A 1,615-nucleotide genomic window follows, 5' to 3' on the forward strand; every position below is an offset into this window, starting at 1 on the left:
ACTAAACCAGCTAATAGATTGTCAATAAAAATCTTTTAAATTAATAAACACTTCATGCTATACTAAAAAGCGCAACCCAAATAACCCTCCGAATTCAATTTGGAAGGTTTTTGTTGTATTTGAAAATGCTGTTACTACATAGTTTCTTGGAATGGTGTTTTCGTTTTTAAAATCGCATAAATCCAGTGTAAAAGCTTATTCGCACAAGCAATGATAGCTACTTTATATGGCTTTCCTTCCTCACGTTTTAAATCGTAGAAGGCTCGTAATCGCTTATTTCGTGCGATAGTTTCAGGTGTTGTTTTCTTTTTCCGACTATCTCGAATAGAACAACGAACAGCTGTATAAAGCATGTGGCGAAGCCTAGCCGAGCCGCGTTTAGTAATGTGATTTTTCGTGCCTTTAAAGCGACCTGATTCAAACACACTGGGATCTAGTCCTGCAAAGGCTACTAACTTTTTCGGATGATTAAACCGATCAATTTCTCCGATTTCTGAAATAATCGTTGCAGCGATTTTTTCACCAATACCGGGAATTGATTGGAGTAATTCATATTCTTCAAGTTGTGCCGCTAACTCATCAATCTCACGCTCCAACGTAGAAAGTTGCTGGTGGTACACTTGAAGTAAATCAATATACATATTCAAACTGATTAGAAGACTTTGATAAAGAGTTGATTGAAATGGATTGCGTTCTGCAGCTCCGATTAATTTTTCCGATCTTTCAAGCGCCCAATTAAACGAACGTGCTTTGCAATGTGTATCAATGAATTGTGCGATCTCTTCTACACCTGCTTCTTTGACTGATTCAGAAGTAGGGTAAGCTTGTAAAGTTTTTATAGAAATCTCAGCGTATAGATCTCCAAAAACTCCTTTGTACTCAGGGAATATTTGATCTAATACGGCTTGAAATTGAAGCTTTGTTTGAATCATAATTCCCGTCATATTTTCGTGTTGCCTTGTTAGATGCCGAAGGTTTAATAACTGTACACCACGCTTTTTCTGAGGCGCTAAATCCTCTTTGTAATACAGTTCGCCTAAGTGGTAAGCATCAATGGCATCTGTTTTGGTTTTGCGCAAGCTAGAACTTTTTGCTCGGTAAGAAACCAGTGGGTTTACGATAATGACAATGTATTCTCTTGCTTCTAAAAACTGTACAACTGGGGCATGATAGTGACCCGTTGATTCCAAAACAATAGGTGGCTTCATCCCTGTTTGACGCTCTAAATCTAATAAATAAGTGTGTAACTCTTCCAATCCATCCACAGTATGATCAACTTTCACGCTGCTTTTATAGGGCATTTTTTTATCCAAGAACATTTGAACCTGACTTTCACCTTTTGCGACATCCAGACCAACTACTGGATTCATAGTTTATCTCCTCCTAAGTGTATTGACCGGTAACCTCTATCTAGCTTGTTATTCATATCTTCGCTTGTTATACGAGATCGTAATGTCCCAACCAGCCTAATCATGTGTTAACAAGTAGAGGGCGAACAGTTTAGTTGTCGGGATATAATCCCACGGGTGCTTCCGTTCGACCCCGGCTACTATCAATCTATAAATTGAATAAAAAATAGTCAACCAGATTACTCCGGTTGACCTTATAATACGAA

The 1,615-nt window shown here is 38.2% G+C and carries 1 protein-coding gene; it reads right to left on the reverse strand.

The window, feature by feature from the left end:
- Window positions 1–134: 134 nt before the first annotated feature.
- Window positions 135–1,370, reverse strand: a complete 1,236-nt coding sequence (locus AC1DCY_RS27080) for an IS110 family RNA-guided transposase (protein WP_427107653.1) — start codon at window positions 1,368–1,370, stop codon at window positions 135–137.
- Window positions 1,371–1,615 lie beyond the last annotated feature (245 nt).

The organism is Lysinibacillus sp. 10T31 (genome assembly GCF_056394365.1).